At 38.7% G+C, this 22,024-nt stretch carries 18 protein-coding genes; 15 read left to right on the forward strand and 3 right to left on the reverse strand.

All coding sequences use genetic code 11. The features are described from left to right. Positions 1-5: 5 nt before the first annotated feature. The 14 genes from A3H37_05925 to A3H37_05990 all read left to right on the forward strand — a co-directional run bounded on the left by A3H37_05925 (position 6) and on the right by A3H37_05990 (position 18,562). Complete coding sequence (locus A3H37_05925; GenBank protein OGL48601.1) at positions 6-1,274, forward strand: hypothetical protein; 1,269 nt, start codon at positions 6-8, stop codon at positions 1,272-1,274. A gap of 175 nt (positions 1,275-1,449) precedes the next feature. Next, positions 1,450-2,703 (forward strand): hypothetical protein, encoded by a 1,254-nt coding sequence (locus tag A3H37_05930; protein ID OGL48602.1) that lies wholly within the window; start codon positions 1,450-1,452, stop codon positions 2,701-2,703. A 231-nt stretch (positions 2,704-2,934) separates the two neighbouring features. Further along, entirely contained in the window at positions 2,935-3,375 is a 441-nt protein-coding gene (locus A3H37_05935) for a hypothetical protein (GenBank protein ID OGL48603.1), read from the forward strand. 312 nt (positions 3,376-3,687) lie between these two features. Then, positions 3,688-6,138, forward strand: a complete 2,451-nt coding sequence (locus A3H37_05940; protein ID OGL48604.1) for a hypothetical protein — start codon at positions 3,688-3,690, stop codon at positions 6,136-6,138. Positions 6,139-6,337: 199 nt separating this feature from the next. After that, entirely contained in the window at positions 6,338-6,718 is a 381-nt protein-coding gene (locus A3H37_05945; GenBank protein OGL48605.1) for a TIGR03987 family protein, read from the forward strand. Between the two features lie 158 nt (positions 6,719-6,876). After that, entirely contained in the window at positions 6,877-10,995 is a 4,119-nt protein-coding gene (locus A3H37_05950) for a hypothetical protein (GenBank protein OGL48606.1), read from the forward strand. Positions 10,996-11,421: 426 nt separating this feature from the next. Then, a complete protein-coding gene (locus tag A3H37_05955) occupies positions 11,422-12,273 on the forward strand; it encodes a hypothetical protein (GenBank protein ID OGL48607.1) in 852 nt (283 codons plus the stop codon). A 60-nt stretch (positions 12,274-12,333) separates the two neighbouring features. Continuing rightward, positions 12,334-12,699 carry a hypothetical protein gene (locus A3H37_05960; GenBank protein OGL48608.1) on the forward strand — a complete coding sequence of 122 codons (366 nt, stop codon included), beginning with the start codon at positions 12,334-12,336 and terminating at the stop codon, positions 12,697-12,699. 83 nt (positions 12,700-12,782) lie between these two features. Next, a complete protein-coding gene (locus A3H37_05965; GenBank protein ID OGL48609.1) occupies positions 12,783-14,984 on the forward strand; it encodes a 1,4-alpha-glucan branching enzyme in 2,202 nt (733 codons plus the stop codon). A gap of 262 nt (positions 14,985-15,246) precedes the next feature. Next, positions 15,247-16,275, forward strand: a complete 1,029-nt coding sequence (locus A3H37_05970) for a rod shape-determining protein (protein ID OGL48610.1) — start codon at positions 15,247-15,249, stop codon at positions 16,273-16,275. 24 nt (positions 16,276-16,299) lie between these two features. Next, a complete protein-coding gene (locus A3H37_05975) occupies positions 16,300-17,049 on the forward strand; it encodes a hypothetical protein (protein ID OGL48611.1) in 750 nt (249 codons plus the stop codon). Further along, on the forward strand, positions 17,050-17,715 hold the full coding sequence (locus tag A3H37_05980) for a hypothetical protein (GenBank protein OGL48612.1): 666 nt from the start codon (positions 17,050-17,052) through the stop codon (positions 17,713-17,715). A gap of 61 nt (positions 17,716-17,776) precedes the next feature. Then, on the forward strand, positions 17,777-18,169 hold the full coding sequence (locus A3H37_05985; protein OGL48613.1) for a hypothetical protein: 393 nt from the start codon (positions 17,777-17,779) through the stop codon (positions 18,167-18,169). Positions 18,170-18,226: 57 nt separating this feature from the next. After that, positions 18,227-18,562, forward strand: coding sequence for a hypothetical protein (locus A3H37_05990; GenBank protein OGL48614.1), 336 nt, complete (start codon positions 18,227-18,229; stop codon positions 18,560-18,562). Here the strand turns inward: A3H37_05990 and A3H37_05995 are convergent. The 3 genes from A3H37_05995 to A3H37_06005 all read right to left on the reverse strand — a co-directional run bounded on the left by A3H37_05995 (position 18,528) and on the right by A3H37_06005 (position 20,722). After that, entirely contained in the window at positions 18,528-19,673 is a 1,146-nt protein-coding gene (locus A3H37_05995; GenBank protein OGL48642.1) for a 7,8-didemethyl-8-hydroxy-5-deazariboflavin synthase subunit CofH, read from the reverse strand. The genes A3H37_05990 and A3H37_05995 overlap by 35 nt on opposite strands. A 199-nt stretch (positions 19,674-19,872) precedes the next feature. Then, positions 19,873-20,355: a hypothetical protein gene (locus A3H37_06000; protein OGL48615.1), complete on the reverse strand. Its 483-nt coding sequence runs from the start codon at positions 20,353-20,355 to the stop codon at positions 19,873-19,875. Positions 20,356-20,359: 4 nt separating this feature from the next. Next, entirely contained in the window at positions 20,360-20,722 is a 363-nt protein-coding gene (locus tag A3H37_06005; protein OGL48616.1) for a hypothetical protein, read from the reverse strand. A gap of 257 nt (positions 20,723-20,979) precedes the next feature. On the opposite strand from A3H37_06005, the gene A3H37_06010 reads away from it, so the two are divergent. Further along, a complete protein-coding gene (locus tag A3H37_06010; protein ID OGL48617.1) occupies positions 20,980-21,915 on the forward strand; it encodes a hypothetical protein in 936 nt (311 codons plus the stop codon). Positions 21,916-22,024: the final 109 nt, after the last annotated feature.

The raw sequence follows: 22,024 nt of genomic DNA on the forward strand, positions 1-22,024 counted from the left end.
CTTTTATGGCTTTTGAACTGTTCATTGGGCTCAGATATTTAAAGGCAAAGCGAAAAAATAATTTCATCTCCCTGATAACTTTTCTTTCCATAGGTGGCGTTACCCTGGGAGTCATGACTCTTATAATTGTGATTTCTGTCATCAATGGTTTTGAAGAAAAGATGAAGGAAAAGATTCTTGGAGTCAACTCCCATATAGTCATTTTAAAACAGAACCGTGAAGGTACAATAAAAGAGTATAGAAGCATCATTGACTTATTGAAAAATTATAAAAGAATCGAAAAGGTAAATCCCTTTGTCTATTCTCAGGCAATGCTCTCTTCAAGAGGGAAAACATCAGGAGTTTTTTTAAGAGGGGTCACAGCCTCCTATATAAGCCAGATAAAAGACTTTGCAAAAATAGAAAGAGTCTCCTTCTCACTGCCCTTTAATAAAGATATAATTCCCCTTAGTCCCCCTTTATCAAAGGGGGATTCAGGGGAATTTGATGGCATAATCATTGGCAAGGAACTGGCTTCAAAACTTAATGTGAAGTTAAACGATTTTCTTACAATGATAACCCCGCATCGAAGAGGAAGCCTTCAGAACTCCCTTGCAGGGTTTAAAAGATTTAAAATCGTTGGAATATTTGATTCAGGAATGTATGAATATGATTTGAACCTTGCCTACATCTCTCTTGAAAATGCACAGAGCATTCTCGGGATTAATGATTCAGTTTCAGGGATTGAAATAAAAACTGATGACCCTTACTCTTGCGATGAAATTGTCCGCAATGTCCGCTCAAGGCTGAAATTCCCGTATCTGGTCAGGGACTGGAAAGAAATGAACAGGAATCTTTTTACAGCTCTCTGGATACAGAAAATAATTCTCTTCATAATCATAATGCTCATCATCGTAGTGGCTGCATTTAACATAATAAGCACTCTGATAATGATGGTTATTGAAAAGACAAAAGAGATTTCTATTTTAAGGTCAATTGGGGCTACAAGGAACAATATACGAAAATTATTCATCATTCAGGGCGCAGTGATTGGAATTGCGGGAACCCTTCTCGGTGATATTGGCGGTTATATTGCGTGCATGGTTTTAAAAAAATACCAGTTTATCAAAATAGACTATACAATCTATTACATAAAAACCCTTCCGGTGATAATGGACCCGGCAACATTTTTAATTATTTCAGCATATTCGCTGGCAATATGCTTCCTGTTTACCTTTTTCCCTGCATGGCAGGCATCAAGGCTTAACATAGTTGAAGGACTGAGGTATGAATGAATAAGTTAACAGTCGTCGGTGAATAGTGAATAGTAAAAATGGATACTATTCATTGTTCACTATTAACTATAAGTGAACGACATAAGTAACATCCCATACGATAGGGATTGAGATATGTCTACTTATTTATGACGTTAACTATAAATACTATATACTATTCACTATTCACTAACTTATGTACGAATTTTTCATAGCAACAAGATATCTTAAAGGCAAAAGAAGAAAAAAATTTGTCTCAACTATAACGATTATCTCAGTAGCAGGAATTGCTGTCGGGGTTATGGCTCTGATAATTGTTATTTCAGTTATGAACGGATTTGAAAACGATTTGAGAGAAAAAATTCTTGCAGCAAAACCCCACATAATAATTATGAAAAAAGATGAAAGCCCAATTTATGGCTATCAGAAAATAACAGACAATTTGCAGGAAGCTGCAGGGGTCATTTCATCATCAGCAGTCATAAAGGGACAGGTTATGCTCGCCTCAGGCTCCAGTTCCCTTGGAGCAGAAGTGACTGGGATAGATATAGACAACAAACTCCATCATAAAAAACTCATAGAAACAATTAAAACGGGAAGCTATGATTATTTGAAAAAGTCTGCTCCCACAACAGACAATCAGATTACAAAAAAAGAAAAACATTATATTATTCTTGGTAAAGAACTTGCTTCTGCGCTTAATATTTTCCAGGGAGATAGCATAAAAATGATTTCACCGATTGGCAGAGCTACCCCTGTTGGAATGATTCCAATAATTAAAGAGTTTTATCTTGGAGCAGTATTTGAATCCGGAATGTATGAACACGATTCAGCATCTGCATATATAAATTTTGATGACGGAGATAATTTTTTCCAGATGAAAGGCAGGGCATCAGCAATTGAAGTAAAAGTTGCAGATATCTTCAAAGCCAATGAAATGGCTTCAGATATTAGAAAAAAACTCGGCGATTCTTATGATGTAAGGGACTGGATGGAAATGAACAAACATCTTTTTTCAGCTCTCAAACTTGAGAAAACAGCAATGTTTGCCATTCTTCTTCTGATAATACTGGTCGCGGTTTTCAACATAGCAAGCACGCTCATCATGATTGTAATGGAAAAGGCAAGAGAAATTGCAATATTAAGGTCAGTTGGCGCAACAAGAAATGAAATAATGAAAATATTCATGATAGAGGGAGTAATTACAGGACTTGTAGGAACATCTCTTGGAGTAATTGCAGGAGTAACTCTTTCGTTGCTGCTTGCAAAATATCAGTTTGTCAAACTGGACGAAACAATTTTTTATATCACCAGAATCCCTGTTTTAATGGATACTCTTACTGTTATTCTGATTGCTGTTTCATCAATAGTTTTAAGTTTTCTTTCCACAATTTATCCCTCCTGGTTTGCATCAAGACTCAATCCTGTTGAATCACTAAGGTATGAGTAGTAAGGTTTTAAACCTTTAACTGCCTGCTGAAAACTGATAGTGGACATCTTATTTGGAATACATTGATAAATAGCATCTCACTTTTTTCGTTGACAAAAGTAATTCTATTGATAACTCTCAATCCGCTTCTTTGTTTATCAACACTTTGGCTTTAATTTAGGCAATCCATTTTTAAAAATTGCGTAGGGCTATAATATCCTTTTAGTCTTATTCTGAGAAGGGTATATTTTAATGCATGCAAGAGCATTTGGTTTTATTCTTGTTTTTTTAATTTTTCTTCCAGCTATTTCTTCATCTGAGCTTGCACTGACTTCTAATAATGCTAATCACTATGCTCCCAAGTGGTCTCCTTCAGGAGATTTCATATTTTATCAAAGACCTGATGCTTACAATAATCTCCATTTATACAAAATTCTAAGTTCAGGTGGTTCAGAAATTCCTTTAGGTACAGAACCATGGATTAGCTACTATGACCCACAAATTTCTCCAGATGGAACAAAGATAGTCTATTCTCGACAGGGTAATGACGAAATCTATAGGAGAAAGGGGGGCGTTGTTTTTAAAGAACACGTTCAATTTCTTCGGGGTTGTGAAAAGAGATACTCGCTTGCTCATGCCAGAACAAGCGGGATTAGATGCTTCCGGAACTCTTTGCTTGTTTTAATTGCTTGAGATTTAGGGCAGGGATATTATAAATATTGTTAAGGCTATCCAAAATGTGGGAACTAAAAATGAAAAGTGATAGTATTCAACAACGTCCCCTATTTACCTTACTCGGCAGTTAGCACTGACATTTTCATTAGGCTATCACAGGCTCTCATAAAACTATTGAAATCCTAATAGCAATTTGATATTATGGTAAACGCTAAAAGCAAATAGGCGTAGGGCAAGGTTTTAGCCCTGCTATAAGCAACCCTGAAGGGTTGCCCTACGGAAACATGTCAACTTATTTATGCCGTTCACTATAGTAACTTGGGGTGAATAATGCCAGATGAAGAAAAACTAAGGCTGGGTGAGATACTTATAAAAGAGGGTATCCTCACAGAAGAACAGCTTGCAGAAGTCATAAAATTCCAGAAGGGAAAAGATTCCTATACTCCTCTTGGTGAAATCTGTGTGGCATCTGGATATCTTTCAAGGCACGAGTTAAAAGCTCTCCTTAAGAAATATCGTAAGAATATGAGGATAGGCGAGACCTTTTTGGCCCTAGGCATTATAAATGAAAATCAGTTAAAGGAGGTTTTAGCTCACCAGAAAGAAAAGAAGATAAGGTTAGGGGAGCTCATGGTTAAGAGGGGCATGATTACTGAGGAGCACCTGATAGAAGCTTTGAGCAACCATCTGGATATCCCAAGAATTATCCCTGACCCGAGCCTTATAGACAGAAGTTTGCTTACCGGATTAAACAAGAAATTTTTAATGGCAAACCATATGATTCCTATTTATAAAGATGATAATAACGAGGTAACAGTTATCTTCGCTGATCCATTAGCAGGGGATATCATAAAAAATTTAGAGGCTCATTTTAAATGTAAGGTTTTACCTGCAATTGCCTTGAAGGAGGATATAGAATATGCTTTTAAGCCCTTATTTATGGAAGTTGAGCTAGGGAAAATAGATCTTTCTGAAAAACTCTTTTCAGAACAGGCAAAAGAACTGGCCCTTATCATAAAGGATATGAATCTCTACTCTGATGCTGACAGGACCGTCCAGGTAATCAATTACATAATAACTGAAGCAGTAAAACACGGGGCATCTGATATTCATATTGAACCTCAATCATCAAAAGTGCGGGTGCGATTTAGGATTGATGGAATCCTTCATAATAAAACAGATCTCCCTGTAGGCTTGGGTCCTTACATTTCCTCAAGGATTAAAGCATTATGTGGGCTTGATATTGCAGAGCACAGACGCCATCAAGATGGGAGGGTTGAGGCAAAAGTACTTGGGAAACCTGTGGATCTGCGAATCTCAACCTATGCCTCACTCTTTGGAGAAAATGTAGTAATAAGAATCCTTCAGAGACAGACTCATCTAATGGATCTTGAAAAATTAGGTTTTTCTCCTTTGAACATGACAAAATATGAGAAAATTTTAAATTACCCAACAGGCATAATTTTGGTAACTGGTCCAACAGGCTCTGGTAAGACTACAACTCTTTATGCATCCCTTAATTATTTAAACAGCAAGGAAAAGATGATAATAACTGTTGAAGACCCAGTAGAATATACCATAGATGGAGTGGTTCAAGGAAAGATGGATTTGAAGCTCGGCCTTACTTACAGCGATTTTTTAAAGTCCATAATGCGACAGGATCCAGATGTAATAATGGTAGGAGAGATAAGGGATGCAGATGCTGCTGCGGCAACGATACAAGCTGCTCTTACCGGGCATAAAATATTCTCCTCTTTTCATACTGATGACTCTACAGGAGCCCTCTTGCGACTCATGGATATGGGAATAGATACTTTCTTGATCTCATCAACAATAGTATCAGTTGTTGCCCAGAGACTTGTGAGGGTAATCTGTAATGAATGCAAGAAAGAGTATGTGCCAGAGAGGAATTTACTTACTACATTTCAGATAGACCCTGATGAGGCAGCAAATTTTAAATTTTACAAGGGCAAGGGATGTAAGGCTTGCAATAATACTGGCTATAGTGGAAGGACAGCAATCCATGAGCTACTCCTAGTAAACGATGCTGTAAGGAATGCCATATTGGCAAAAAAGACCTCATCAGAGATCAGGCTAATCGCAAATAAGGAATCAGAGCTTGTTTCTATGCGAGATGATGGTATCTATAAATCAGTAAAAGGGATAACGAATTTTGAGGAAATCTTAAGAGTGGTCTTTACTAATGAAAGCGATCAGTACAGGGGAAGATCAATTGCTGAAATCTGTGATATTTGTAAGATGGTAAAGGGAATAGAAAAAAGTGATCAAGTTAAGATTGTCACAGAGATTTCATTTAAAGAAGAAAAGGTAGAACCTCCAAAACAGATTTCTATACCAACTCCTTTTACGGAACCGATTGATGTTAAAATCCTCGAAACTGATCCGTCAACCCTTCCAGTGGTGGAAATTTTGAGAGTGAGACTAAAGGCTTCTGAGGCTCAGAATGAGATAGACAAGATTGCATCGATATTTAATGAGTATGTTTCCGCTAGTAAGATCTTCGGCAACACCACAGAGGAGATGGTAATAGAGGATTTTATAGAATATATTATCTTTACAATTGCAAGGTCAAGGATCCGTCTAAATGTAGAATTTGTTGAGATTGTGGTGAGGACTAGGAAAGACGGGATAAAGCTCTATCTTGAGACTATATCCCAGAAACCTGCAAAAAATGCACTGATGATGCAGTCAATGCCAGTAAACTATGAAAGGCTTGTTGAGGAACTGGATTTTAAGAAGTATCTGAGGAGTAAAAAGTAAAATAAAAGGGAATGTTGGTGCAGAGAGTGCCTGACATTATTCGGTGTGACAACTTCCTGCGTTAACAGAATAGCCTCTTCAGGAGGAGTGGATAAATCCTGCGATGAAATATTAAAGGAACTTATAAAATGAATGCACTCTCTGCGCCAATGTCCCCTATTTGCACAAACAACCAGGGACCATTAAAAAATAACAAAAAATGAAACCGAATTTTTTAATATATTTCTCAGGAACAGCAATAACCCTTGCCCTGATTTCCTATTCCTATGCAGTGTGGGGAGAGCAGATAACAAAAAAGCTAAAAGGCATCTTTATTGCAGCCTTTCTTATAGGATTCACATTAGACCTCATTGGAACAGGCGGCATGTTTTTAAACACTACAGGCAGAGTATCGCCCATACACGGAATCCTCGGAATATCAGCCTTGATAGTAATGGGTATTCACGCCATCTGGGCTACATCAGTCTGGCTTAGGGAAAACAAAGAAGCAGCAAAGTATTTTCACCGCTACAGCAAGTTTGCTTATATCCTCTGGCTCCTCGCCTTTTTTTCAGGACCATTGCTGAATAGAATAATATAGTTTATCTCTTAAAATTCTATTAACACCAATTGTTAAAAAAACTATTCCTACTTCTTTTAAATAATATTGACAAGATATCTAACCATTGCTAAAAATAATTCCTATAAGTCTCATTTAAATAAAAATTATTTAAAACATCTTCCTTTAGTAACAATGATATGTTAGCAGAAAAAAAAATAAGCAAATTAACAATTTCCTTGATTCTACTTTTCTTAATCTCACTTCTTACTATTTTCATAAAAGATGCCCGTACTGATTTTAAGAAATCCATTAACCCCGTCAAAGTAAATACAGATTTCAAAATATCCCCGGACAATGTCATTGTTAAGATAGGAAAGAAGAAAAAGTTCCGTATTAAAGGAACAGGAAGCCGTAAGCTTATTCAAAGCGGTGAAACTCTGGTATGGTGTGTGAATGGCATTGAGCGTGGAAATGATATTTATGGAGTTATTGACGGAAAAGGTCTGTACAAAGCCCCTTCCAAAATCCCTAGTCCGAATTCAGTAACAATTTCTGTTAATGGGATTAATGGAAATTACAACATTGAGCCAGCCCATGCAAGAATCTTTCCTAAAAAAGTAAGGTGGGGCAGATTTTATCTTAAGGCAAAGTGGGTACACAAAAACAGCAAGGTTACAGCCCTGCAGGATGAAATCCCCCAAGATGTAAAATGGGTGCAGGGAAAGGCTTCTGATACCTCTGGTAATAATTTTGGAGATTTCACGGCTGATCCTGTTGATGTTGCAAAAAGGGAGATTACTTTTTCTGATGTCCTCCTTGACGGAATCTATACCATCACCCTTGAGGGTCTTGACGCATCACAGAAAAATGTTCTCTACAGGGGGACAATAAAGGATGTCGAGGCTGTGCCTCTTGATCAAAAGCCCCAACCAGTAACAATATATATGAAAGCTGTTGACAGCGAAGTTGGAGTAATAATTTCACCTGAAACAGCGAGTTTAGAAAGCGGGCTGTCCCAGCAGTTTTCAGCAACTGTCACAGGAGCCTTTATTACTTTAGTTGCATGGTCAATTGTTGATGATAATGATTCCAAAGGGACAATCAGCAGTAATGGCAAGTATAAAGCACCTGATGTTTCTGAACCCATTTTAGTGACAATTAAGGCTGTAAGTGAAGCTGACCCGACAAAGTCAGCAACAGCTACTATCACAGTCAGTCCAATCATTACAACAACGACAACTACTACCTCAACTACAACTACGACCACAACAACGACTACTACAACAACAGAGGCTCCACCTACTACGACAACAACTACGACTACGTCAACGACAACAACTACGACTACGTCAACGACAACAACTACGACTACGTCAACGACAACAACTACAACCACTACAACAACAACTACCACTACATCAACCACCACCACAACTACGACCACTACTTCAACTACAACGACAACAACAACTATACTTAGCGGTGCGCCTCTTTCTGTCTATGTGATGAGTGGGGGAAACACCACAGCAGACCAGGCAGTTACAAATGCCATGACTGCACGTGGTCATAACCCAACACTTGGTGTTCAACCCGGGCAGTGGGATAGTACACAGGTTAACCTCAACAATTTTAATGTGGTTGTTCTCCTTAACAACTATAATTGGAGCTCAAGCGGCAGCATGCCAACTTCTGGCCAGACTGCCATTATTAATTATGTTTCCGGAGGCGGGGGCTTGGTTACTGGAGAGTGGACTATCTGGAACATAGATGCAGGAGGAAAGCATACAGGTCTTGACCCAATTATCCCAGCAGATGGTGGACCGTTTAACAGTGCAACCTCTTCTACTTATACACAGGCTACAGCAGATTCTGTTCTTGATAATGGACTCCCTTTATCTTTTAGTTTTCCAATGAACACTATTCAGGGTTCTGAATCAAAGCTTACTGCTAAAAGTGGAGCAACGGTCTTTTACAATAGCAGCAACTCAGGAGGGCAAAGCGGTAATGGAGTTGTGGGCTGGACCTATGGCAGTGGCCGAGTAATCAGTTTTTCCACATTGATTTCTAATATCGAGCTCTCTGATTCAAATTACTCAAGGCTGTTTGTTAATGCCGTTGAGCGGGCAGGAAATTCTACGCCATTGCCAACAACAACCACAACAACATCAACAACAACGACAACTACCACCACTACTACAACCACAACGACCACGACCACAACAACTACAACTACCACCACATCAACCACTACAACAACTATCCTGATGGGCGGCTCTATACAAGGCAATCCTCTTAGCCTTATAAATACTGTCACAACCTTTGCAGGTTCTGCTGGTCTTAGTGGTTCAACAGATGGCACAGGTTCAGCAGCGAGGTTTTCGTCTCCAATTGACATAACCACAGATGGGACAAACCTGTTCGTAGCTGATGGCAATAATCACACTATCCGCAAGATTGTTATATCAACAGGAAATGTTACCACTATTGCAGGTTCTGCGGGTATTTCTGGTTCGACAGATGGCACAGGCTCATCTGCAAGATTTTATAATCCTCGTGGTATAACCACAGATGGGACAAACCTGTTCGTAGCTGATGAGTGGAATCACACAATCCGCAAGATTGTTATATCTACAGGTGTTGTTACAACTTTTGCAGGTTCTGCAGGGCTTAGTGGTTCAACAGATGGCACAGGCTCAGCAGCAAGATTTAAGTATCCATGGGACATAACCACAGATGGGACAAACCTGTTCGTAGCTGATACCGGTAATCACACTATCCGCAAGATTGTTATATCAACAGGAAATGTTACCACTATTGCAGGTTCTGCTGGTCTTGCTGATTCAACAGATGGCACAGGCTCAGCAGCAAGATTTAATAATCCAATTGGTATAACCACAGATGGGACAAACCTGTTCGTAGCTGATTACGGTAATCACACTATCCGCAAGATTGTCATATCTACAGGTGCTGTTACTACAATTGCAGGTTCTGCGGGTAGCTTTGGTTCAACAGATGGGACAGGCTCAGCAGCAAGGTTTAAGTATCCCTATGGTATAACCACAGATGGGACAAACCTGTTCGTGGCTGATACCGGTAATGACACTATTCGCAAGATTGTTATATCAACAGGAAATGTTACCACTATTGCAGGTTCTGCGGGTATTATTGGTTCAACAGATGGGACAGGCTCAGCAGCAAGGTTTAATGATCCAATGGGCATAACCACAGATGGGACAAACCTGTTCGTAGCTGATGGCAATAATCACACTATCCGCAAGATTCAGAAAAACCTCATGGGTGGCTCTATACAGGGCAATCCACTTAACCTTGCAAATGCTGTTACAACCTTTGCAGGTTCTGCTGGTCTTTTTGGTTCAACAGATGCCACAGGTTCAGCAGCAAGGTTTTATGGTCCTATTAGTATAACCACAGACGGGACAAATCTATTTATACCTGATAGCAATAATCATACAATCCGCAAGATTGTTATATCTACAGGTGCTGTTACTACAATTGCAGGTTCAGCAGGGTCTCTTGGTTCAGCAGATGGGACAGGCTCAGCAGCAAGATTTAATTATCCTCAGGGTATAACCACAGACGGGACAAATTTATTTGTAGCTGATAGTTATAATCATACAATCCGCAAGATTGTCATATCTACAGGTGCTGTTACAACAATTGCTGGCTCTGCTGGTGTTAGTGGTTCAACAGATGGGACAGGCTCAGCAGCAAGATTTTATCGTCCTTGGGGTGTAACCACAGATGGGACAAATCTATTTATAACTGATGGCAAAAATTATACAATCCGCAAGATTGTTATAGCTACAGGTGCTGTTACCACAATTGCAGGTTCTGCTGGTCTTAGTGGTTCAACAGATGCCACAGGTTCAGCAGCAAGATTTAATTATCCCAGGGGTATAACCACAGATGGGACAAATCTATTTGTAAATGATCTTACCAATTGTACTATCCGCAAAATTGTTATATCTACAGGTGCTGTTACAACAATTGCCGGCTCAGCAGGTAATATTGGTTCAGCAGATGGGACAGGCTCAGCAGCAAGATTTTATTATCCTCCTGATATAACCACAGACGGGACAAATCTATTTGTATCTGATTCTCCCAATAGTACTATCCGCAAGATTGTTATATCTACAGGTGCTGTTACAACAATTGCCGGCTCAGCAGGTAATATGGGTTCAGCAGATGGGACAGGCTCAGCAGCAAGATTTTATTATCCTTGGGGTATAACCACAGACGGGATAAATCTATTCGTATCTGATTATTCTGATAATACTATCCGCAAGATTCAGTAGAACCTTCCAATAATTTCAGTGAATTACCCTGCAGCAAGCTGCCTGTCCGACAATTCCTTTTTTGTCATTGCGAGCGACCAAAGGGAGCGTGGCAATCTCTTTAATAACAATGACATTTTTGAGATTGCTTCGTCGCTTCGCTCCTCGCAATGACATTGTCGGACAACCTGCAAGCTGCCTGGCATCTAAAAACTTAGATTCTTGTCCGTCATTCCTGCCCCGTACTTGATACGGGATGGGAATGACACAAGATAACCCTGTGATAAACGGAAAAAGCTGCTTTCATCTGCCCAGCAAGCTCTGGAGTATTCAGCAGTATTTTTTTATAAATTAATTTTATAAATTAATGGTTGTTTTATTTTTTCACTGTGCTTATATTAACCCGTGAATTTTTAAAAATTATATTAAATTTGTGGAGGGTATATAATGATACTATTAGCCGGTGCAGCAGGCACACTCGGAGGCGCTGTTGCAAGAGCACTTAAAAGAGAGGATTTGAAGTTTATTGCTATTGATGTAAATGCTGACAAACTGAAAACAATAGAGGGTCTTGCTGAGAAAACCGCAGTATGCGACATGTCAAAAAAGGAATCCCTGTCAGGCATTTTAAAAGGAGTCAAAACTGTTATCAGCACAGTGGGGCTGCAGAGGGAATCAGAAAATGTAACCTATATGGATGTTGATTATCAGGGGAATAAAAACCTTCTTGATGAGGCAAAGGCACAGGGCGCAGAGCAGTTCATCTATGTCTCTGCGCTTGCCACAAAAGAAGATGCCCCAAGAAAAGTCCATCAGGCAAAGTGGCTCATGGAGTGCGCTTTAAGAGATAGCGGAATGAATTACACAATTTTCAGACCTTCAGGGTTTATGACTGATTATATCTGGTATTTCGGGAAAGAGATGAAAAGCAAGGATACCTTTGAAATACTCGGAACCGGCGAGATGAAGGTGCAGCCAATTCATATTGATGACCTTGGAACCTGCATTGCAAAAGCAGTTGAAAACAAAAAGGCATACAATAAAGCCTTCCCTGTTGGAGGTCCTGAACAGATGACACTTAACCAGATTCTTGAATTTTATCAGGAATTTTTTAACAGAAATGTCCATATTGTAAGAACCCCTCTTGAAGAAGCAGAAAAAAGAGGAATGCCAAAGGATTTTCTTCTGAGAATGAAAACTGATTCAGTCTGCGACATTACAGATGTAAAGAACACCTTTGGCCTGAAATTCAGGTCATTAAAGGATTGCGTTAAAGAGGTGGACTGGAGCAAGGTATGATTCGTGGATAGTGACTCGTGGCTCGTGAACCGTGACTCGTAAGAAGAAGGGTTGTCAAGATTGAAAGTAAAAGATTATAAGGAATTAAATGTATGGAAAAAAGGAATAGAAATTACTGATAAAATATACTCAATAACAGATACTTTCCCAAGTCATGAATTATATAGTTTGTCTAATCAAATGAGAAAAGCAGCTGTATCTGTTCCTTCAAACATAGCAGAAGGATTTGTAAGAAACCATACTAAAGAATATATACAATTTCTTTATATATCATTAGGTTCCTGTGCAGAGTTAGACACACAGCTTATAATTGCTAATAAAAGGAATTATATAACAAAACAAAAATTAGAGGAATTATCAGAGGATATAAACCATGAAAGCCGTATGCTCGTAGCACTTATTAATACATTGTCTCATATTAAGTGAATAACTATCATTTCATTTCCTCAAAAACAAACTAATATTAAACGAGCCACGAGTCACGAGCAACGAATTACTAAAAACGAACAATGAACCTAAAACACCAAATCGACCTAATACTCCACTCATCCCACTCAGACCCTTTTCATGTCCTTGGCGCTCATCCTGTCGAGGTTGACGAAAATGATGTTGTTGCAGTAAGGGCATTTCTTCCTGAAGCAAAAGAAGTTTCAGTCATTGACCCTGCCAAAGATAACAAAGAATATTTAATGAACAAACTTCATAAAGAAGGGTTTTTTGAAGTTATCATTTATGAGGCAAAAGAGGTCTTCCCTTATAAATTAAAAAAAATAAACCATGATGGCTCAGTCAGTATCTTTCATGACCCCTACTCTTTTCTCCCTGTTCTGACAGACTTTGACCTTCATCTTATGGGCGAAGGCACACACTACAAAAAATACGAAAAACTCGGCGCCCACCTAATGACCATTAATAATATAAAAGGTGTTTTTTTTGCTGTGTGGGCGCCAAACGCACTGAGAGTAAGTGTCATAGGTGATTTCAACAACTGGGACGGAAGAAGGCATCCAATGCGTTCAAGAGGATTAAGCGGAATATGGGAACTCTTCATTCCTGAGCTTGATGAAGGAACCCTTTACAAGTTTGAAGTTAAATCAAAATACAAAGGGTATTTGCAGGAAAAAGCAGACCCCTATGCTTTTTATTCAGAGCTCAGGCCAAAGAGCTCTTCAGTTGTTCATAGCATCAATAGATACAAATGGAATGATGAGAAATGGATGAATGAAAGAAAGCAAAAAGACTGGCTTAGCTCTCCAATCTCGGTTTATGAAATCCATCTAGGCTCATGGGGAAGAGTGCCCGAAGAAAACAACCGCTGGCTTACTTACAGGGAATTAGCCGATGAATTAATCCCCTATGTTCTTGATATGGGTTATACACACATCGAACTTCTTCCGGTAAGCGAGCATCCCCTTGATGAATCGTGGGGATATCAGACAATAGGTTATTATTCCTGTACAAGCCGTTTTGGGAAGCCAGAAGATTTTATGTATTTTATTGACCAGTGCCATCAAAACGGAATCGGCATAATCATTGACTGGGTTCCCGCGCATTTTCCAAAGGATGCACACGGGCTTGGCTATTTTGATGGTACTGCCCTCTATGAGCACGAAGACCCCCGCAGGGGTGAACAGAAAGAATGGGGAACGCTGATATTTAATTACGGAAGAAATGAAGTAGCCAATTTTCTCATAGCAAACGCTGTGTTCTGGCTTGATAAATACCACATTGACGGACTGAGAGTTGATGCAGTCGCCTCAATGCTTTACCTTGACTACTCAAGGGAAAAAGGTGAATGGATAACAAACCAGTATGGAGGAAATGAAAATCTTGAGGCTGTTGCATTAATTAAAAGATTTAATGAAGTTGTTCATCGCTACCACCCCGGAGTTCTTACCATTGCAGAAGAGTCAACAGCCTGGCCCATGGTATCCCGCCCCACTTATCTTGGAGGGCTTGGTTTCAGCCTTAAATGGAATATGGGATGGATGCACGACATACTTGAATATTTTTCCAAAGACCCTATTCACAGAAAACACCATCAAAATAACCTCACCTTTGCGCTTCTCTATGCCTTCACCGAAAACTTTATTCTCGTTCTTTCTCACGATGAAGTGGTTTATGGAAAGTGCTCACTCCTCAACAAAATGCCCGGAGATATGTGGCAGAAGTTTGCAAACCTGAGGCTCCTCCATGCATATATGTATGCCCAACCCGGTAAAAAACTAATATTTATGGGTGGAGAAATCGGACAGTGGTCTGAATGGGTTTTTTCACAGAGTCTTGACTGGCATCTGCTGCAGTATGAACCCCACAAAAAATTTAAGAACTGGATAAAAGATTTAAATGACCTCTACAAAAAAGAACCTTCCATGTATGAGATTGATTTCAATTCCCATGGTTTTGAATGGATAGACTTTGGAGATTACGAAGGAAGTATTGTTTCCTTTATCAGGAAAGGAAAAGATATAGAGGATTTTACTGTCTTTGTTTTCAACTTTACTCCGGTACCAAGATATAACTACAGAATCGGTGTTCCAAAATCAGGTCATTACAAAGAGGTGCTTAACAGCGACTCGGAAAGATACTGGGGAAGCAATGTTGGCAATTTAGGAGGTGTCAATGCAAAACCAATAAGGTGGCATGGAAGGAATTATTCAATCAGAATAAACCTCCCGCCTCTTGGAGCTTTGATATTTAAACTGCTTTAGAGTTTCAAGTCTAAGGAAACTTTGAAACTTGTAAAGGAGTCATCACAATGCTTGAAAATCCAAAAATTACCTATGATATCGGAGCAATCCATACCTCAAATCTCTATTCACTTGACAAAACCGATTTTCTGGCTTTAAGATGTTATTGAATTAGTCAGGAATATATAGTTGAAAACAAGTAATTTTCTTGCGGGCTAAAAATGGCTTGCCAGAAGTTTTTTTAAAGTAAGTTTTTTTTATTTAAACCTTTAATAAAAATTCTATGACTTTTGGCTCAGTATTTCAATTCTTCTCAAAAGACCTCGCTATTGACCTTGGCACTGCCAACACCCTTGTCTATATGAAAGGCAAGGGAATAATCATCAACGAGCCTTCAGTGATTGCTGAGAATTCCATAACAGGGGAAACCCTTGCTATAGGCAAAAAGGCAAAAGAGATGCTTGGCAAATCTCCGCCCTACATTGATGTCATCAGACCAATTAAAGATGGGGTTATTTCAAATATTGAAGCAACAATGGAAATGCTGAAATATTTTATTCATGAAACTCACAACCGCAGAACTCTTGTCTATCCAAGAGTTGTAATATCAACACCACTCAGCATAACTTCCGTGGAGAGAAGGGCTGTAAAAGAATCAGCAGAAGAAGCAGGAGCAAGAGAAGTATATCTTATTGAAGAGCCAATGGCTGCTGCCATAGGCGCAGGGCTTGCAGTACAGGATCCCTCAGGATGCATGATTATAAATATAGGAGGAGGAATGACTGAAGTCGCCGTTATCGCCCTTTCAGGAATTGTATGCAGCAAGTCAATAAGAATTGCCGGAGATGCACTGAATGAGGCAATAATTCAGTTTATGAAAAGCAAGCATAACCTCCTGATTGGAGAACTTACAGCAGAAAGAATAAAAATACAGCTTGGGTGCGCTTGCGGAGGAAGCCTTGAGAAAACCATGACTGTTAAGGGGAGAGATTTAATCAGGGGGCTTCCTGTAACCCTGTTTGTTAGTGAGAAAGAAATCGAAGAAGCCTTGTCAGAAACTTTAAACAACATAGTCATGACAGTAAAACTTACGCTTGAAAATACGCCACCTGAGCTTGCTGCTGACATTATCACAAAAGGAATAGTAATTGCCGGTGGCGGGGCTCTTTTAAAAGGGATAGGCGCATTGATTCAAAAAGAAACGGGCCTCCCTGTTAACCCCGCAAAGGATCCAATCTCTTCTGTTGTCATTGGTGCCGGAAAAATGCTTGATGAGTTATCTCTTCTGAAAGAAATTTCGGTTAAAGATTAAAAGATTGGATATAGGAGAAAGCAGATGGAAAAATTTACCCGTTGCAGAAAATGTGGAAGAGTAATGAAAAAAGAATATGTTGGTGAGTGGAAGGCAAAACTTATTTGCCCATGTGGATTTTCAGATTTTGAACTCATATCAGGAAAAACCAGAACTCTTGCTCCTCCGCAATTAAAAAAGAATATCCAATCTTCAATGACTTACAAGTCAGACTTGGGATATGTTCTAACCATGGACAAAGCAAACAGAGAAAAAGTAGAAATATTATCACTTGAAGAAATAAGTATGCTGGTAAGCTCTGATTGCGATTTCAATACAGTATTAAATAATCTCCTTGAAAAGATCTGCGCAAGCCTTGCCGCAGATGTATCCTCAATATATATTCTTGAAGGAAATAAACTTGTTTTAAGAGCAACAAGGGGGCTGAAAAAAGAACTGGTTGGAACACTGAAGCTTGAAATAGGCGAAGGAATAACCGGAACTGCTGCGAAAGAGAAAAAAACAATTATTGTTGAGGATATCTCCCTTGACAAAAGGAGTAAAAAAATCAAAGGAGTTAATGAGGATTCAATCAAGGCAATGCTGGCATACCCCATATTGCATGAAGATTTTGTCTTAGGGGTAATAAATATGAAAACATCTACACGCAGAATATTTGAGGAAGATGAAATCACGTTTATTTCAATCGTTTCAAATATATTGTCAATAGCCCTGAGAATAAGAGGGTTGAAAGCAGAAAACCACCTGCTTTTTGAAATGCTCGGAGAAAGGTAGATGCTTTCGTCCAATGATATTGCCTTAAGGCTTATTGCCTCGGCAATTTTGGGAGGCATAGTAGGTCTTGAAAGAGAAAGGCATAACCAGCCTGCTGGCTTCAGAACCCATACAATTCTATGCCTCGGAGCATCTCTGATAACCCTTGTTTCAATCTTCATGGCAGAAGAATTTGGAAATTTAAAAAACTCTGACCCCACCCGTATTGCAGCGCAGGTTGTTACAGGAGTCGGTTTTCTCGGAGCCGGAGCAATCTTAAGATTCGGGGCATCAATTAAAGGGTTGACCACTGCAGCAAGCCTCTGGACAACAGCAGGCATAGGAATGGGAATTGGAGCTGGTTTTTATTATGGCTCGGTTCTCGCAACACTTATAATTATTGTCACTCTTGGAATTCTGGGCAAAGTTGAAAAGCTTTTAATAGGAAGCAAGGCGGATAAAACTCTTCTGATATCAGCCAAAGAAGCGCCGGGCATTTTGGGAAAAATTGAACATATATTGGTAAAATACCAGATAGGAATAAGCAATATTCGCATAATAAAAAATCTGCAAGAGCACAGTGTAGAAATAAATGCTATTATTCAGGCACCAAAAGATTTAAACATATCCCTCCTTTCAAAAGATATTTCTCTTCTCGAGGAAATTTCTGAGGTAGAAATCAGGTAAATTTCCACCTTGACATTTGGAAAGAATATATACGAAAATAAAATTCACAGGAGATTTTATTTTGACAATAACTGAAATCTGTTTGGTAATTCTTACAATAGCAATTGCATCTCTTTCTGTATTCTTGATATCAATGGTAGCTCAGATCAGAAAGAGTGCAAAAGAAGTGGAAACTGTTTTAAAAAATGTTGATGAAGAGCTCACACCACTTCTCTCAAAGCTTAGAGAGACAATTGAGAATATCCAGCATATTTCATCTCAGGTAGACAGCGGAATAACAACAACAGCAAATGCTCTCAAAACCATAGAAAATACTGTAAGAAACCTGTCTCAGGCTTCTTCCTTCCTGTCAGCTAAAAGTTTAGCACGAAAAGTTATTGCATCAGGCATCTGGATTGGAATTAAAGCAGGATTTGGCATAGTTAAAAAACGATTCTCTTCAAAAAAGAAGTAACAAAATCATCAGGACAAAAAATGTTTTTTCAGATATTTTAAAATGGAGGGAACTAAAATGGGAAACGAACGTAATGAATCCAATTCACTCGGAATGTTTTTTGCCTTTTTGGCAGGCGGCCTTATAGGGGCAGCCGTGGGACTACTCCTTGCCCCGGCACTAGGAGAGGAGACACGGAAAAAAGTTATGGATTCAACAGAAGATATCAAAGGCAAACTCCGTGGCATGACCGAAACAGCAAAAACAAAGATTGGTAAGGTAAAAGAACTCGGCAAAGAAAGACTTCAGGAACAAAAATCAATATGGGCTGAAGCCATAGAAGCAGGTAAAGAGGCAATCAAAAAGGAAAAAGAGTTTTTTACGAAAAAAGGGGAGAAAGAGGAAGCAGTCTGAGCTCATTCTCCTTTTCTTTTTCAACAGACTGGTATAGCGTATTTCTCTGGAGAGGTACTCTGCTTGCCTCAAGAATTATCTTTCTCAAAACCTCTTCTTTAACGCATTGGCCAAATTTTGAACCTGCAGATTTTGATATTTTTTCTTCGCCAAGTGTACCACCAAGGTCGTTTACTCCAAGAGAAAGTGATTTTTTTGCTGCATCAAATCCGATTTTCACCCAGCTTGCCTGAATATTGGGAATCATCTTCCCAAAGTATATCCTTGATATGGAATACATTTTGTAAATTTCTTCTTCAGGAACCATGCCAAGACTGTATCGGGCTGCCAGCTTCGTATTGAACGGTATAAACGGCAGCGGTATAAACTCTGTAATACATCCGGTTTCTTCCTGAATATCCATTAAAACCGCAAGGTGTCTTGCCTTGTGAAATGCAGTCTCAATATGACCAAACATAATTGTGGCAGTAGTTGGGATTCCAAGGTTATGGGCTGTTTTTACAATCCTTACCCATTCATCTTTTTTCAGCTTGTCAGGACATATCTTTTCTCTTATCTCATCTACTAAAATTTCCGCAGCAGTCCCCGGCATTGAACCAAGCCCTGAATATTTTAAAAACCTTAGTACGTCCTCTATTGCAAGTCCTGAAATTTCTGACATGAATTTTACTTCCATTGGTGAAAAACCGTGGATATGTATATCAGGGTGTCTCAGCTTAATCGTTGCAAGCAGGTTACCATAAAATTCTAAATTCAAATCAGGATTCAATCCGCCCTGAATGCATACTTCAGTAATTCCATCCTCGCTGAGTTTTTCTAAAATCTCCTCCATTCCCATAAAGTAACTGTCAACATCATCTTTGTTTCTTCTGTAAGCGCAGAACTCACAACTGTTTTTGCAGATGTTTGTAAAATTTATATTCCTGTTTTTAACATAGGTCACGACATCGCCAGCTAACTCCTTTCTCATTTTGTCAGCAGCAGAAAAAAGCCTGTTCATTAGTTCAGGGTTGCTGATGGAAAAAAGATACTCCAGTTCCCTCAGAGAAAGTTTTTCATACTTAGCAGCTTTTTCCAGAATATCATTAATATTTGATTCTTTCTTTTCCATGGTTCTTTTTATATTTAAATTTTTTCCGTTTGTCAATAACACTTAAAAACTATTGAAACCATCTGTGGTCAGGTAAATCCCCCCTAACCCTCCTTTGCCAAAGAGGGGACTGGGGGGATTTTATCACTTGGATTACATTTTTGGTCAACTTTCTTGTTGTGATGGGGGAGCTTTAATTGTCTAAGAAGTTATAGATTTTTTACTTCGTGAATTCAATTGGCTGGGCACAGGCATTTCCTCCTGCATTGTAATCATACACCATTCTTGCGCCGTAATCAGCGCCAATCCCCATTACTGCAAGCATCGCCAAAAACAAGAGCATAAAAATGGTTTTTCCCTTCTTTGGAAACGGGCGGGAAATCAGACTCCATACTGCTAAAATTATGCTGATGCCAAGTGTGGTCAGCATCAAGTTCTTGTGCGGTTCAAGAAGGCGTGCACGGACTGAGCGGGAAATCATAACTCCGGGTTCTGCATAAAGACCTGTAGAAACTGCAATAATTGCTGACAGCGCTCCAACAATGAGCATTAAAAACCCGGTATAAGCAAGGCTCTCTTTTTTTAAAACCCACGCAAGAAAATAGAAAAGCGCGGCACCCATCAAAAACGCAATAGGGAAATGGACTGTTACTGGATGGATATTTTGAAGGTGCTGTATCCCAGCAGGAATAATCTCAGCCATTGTCTTATTTTACTGAATCAACTGTTAGAAAAAAAACTCCGCCGCTCTTATGCTCTGTACCCTTAACTGTTACCTTTTTCCCGGCTTTTTCAATTACAGCATTCGGAAGAGGCGACCTGTCTTTATTTGGGAGAAGTATATATATCTTGTCTTTTCCGTCTTCAAGCAAACCTGGAGCGATTCCTTTTTTAATACAGTCAACCGCACACTGCTTGTGGCTTTCCCCTTTTACTCCCATCAGTGCATAGCAATATGTGTCAATAATCTCTCCGGTCACTGTTACAGCTTCTTCTGAATACGATTTAAAAGGGATAATTAAAGTTAATGATATACCAAGAAGTGCCGGTAAAAATATATTTTTTTTCATTGATTTCCCTCCTTTTTATTAAAAGACCTGTTTCTTTAATTCTAAAAAACCATCGAGAAGTCAAGACTTTTTATTGATATAATTAAAAAATTAAATAATATATTTAACAGAAAATATTATTACAAAAAAACAGGAGATATTTTTCAATTGACACCACATTAACCTCCCTTTAAAAGATTACTGAAATTCTAAGATAAAATATGAGGCTGTCACGACGAAGTCTAACCCGGCATTTTTATAGAAGTTGATTTTAAAAAATGAAAAATTTTTACTTAATTCCTATATTCTTTCTCCTCTTTTCTGTTACAGTATCAATAACAGGCAAAGCCAGCCAGGTTTTCACAGATGAGCTTGGAAGGAAAGTTACCCTTGAAAAAAATCCTGAAAGAATCGTTTCATTAGCCCCAAATGTCACTGAGATTCTTTTTGCTCTCGGTTTGGGAGATAAAATTGTTGGAGTTACAAATTTCTGTAATTTCCCTGAAGAGGCAAAGTCAAAGGAAAAAGTCGGAATGTTATTGAATCCAAGCCTTGAAAAAATCATATCGCTAAAGCCTGATTTGATTATATGGAACACAGAGGGAGAAAACAAACAAACATTCCTTAAACTTTCAGAGCTCGGGTTAAAGATTTTCATAATCAGTCCACAGAGAATTGAAACAATATTTGATTCAATAATCAACATAGGCAATATATGTGGTAAAAATAAAAATGCTGAAGAACTGGTCGCTGGCATGAAGAAAAAACTTAACTTCCTTAAAAAACAGCTCAATGGAGTAAAAAAAACAAAAGTTCTGTTTCTGTTAGACTTAAAACCCCTGATTTCTGTGAGCAAAAATTCTTTTCACGGAGAGCTAATTGAGTTTGCAAAAGGAGAAAATATAGAAAACTCATCTCCAGACAGATACCCGAAAATAAGCATGGAAGAAATAGTTAATAAAGAACCTGAAGTCATAATAGTTTCAAACCATCGTGAAGATTTCAAAAAGCTGTTTAATGAATTTAAAAACAATCCTGCTGTCAAAGCAACTCCTGCCTACAGGAATAACAGAATATTTGAAATAGAATCTGACTTGGCTGACCGCCTCTCGCCAAGAATTGTTGATGGCTTGGACAAACTTGCAAGGATTATCCATCCTGAAGCGTGGAAAACATTAAATCCTAAATTCAAAATACTAAATCCTAAACAATGACCAAAATCAAAAATCCAAATGTTTGAAATTGTTTTGAATTTAGGTGATTTTAATTTTGGATTTGTTTAGAATTTAGATATTAGGATTTAGTATTTATATAGGTTTTCAA

The sequence above is a fragment of the Candidatus Schekmanbacteria bacterium RIFCSPLOWO2_02_FULL_38_14 genome (assembly GCA_001790855.1).
GTDB lineage: Bacteria > Schekmanbacteria > GWA2-38-11 > GWA2-38-11 > GWA2-38-11 > 2-02-FULL-38-14-A.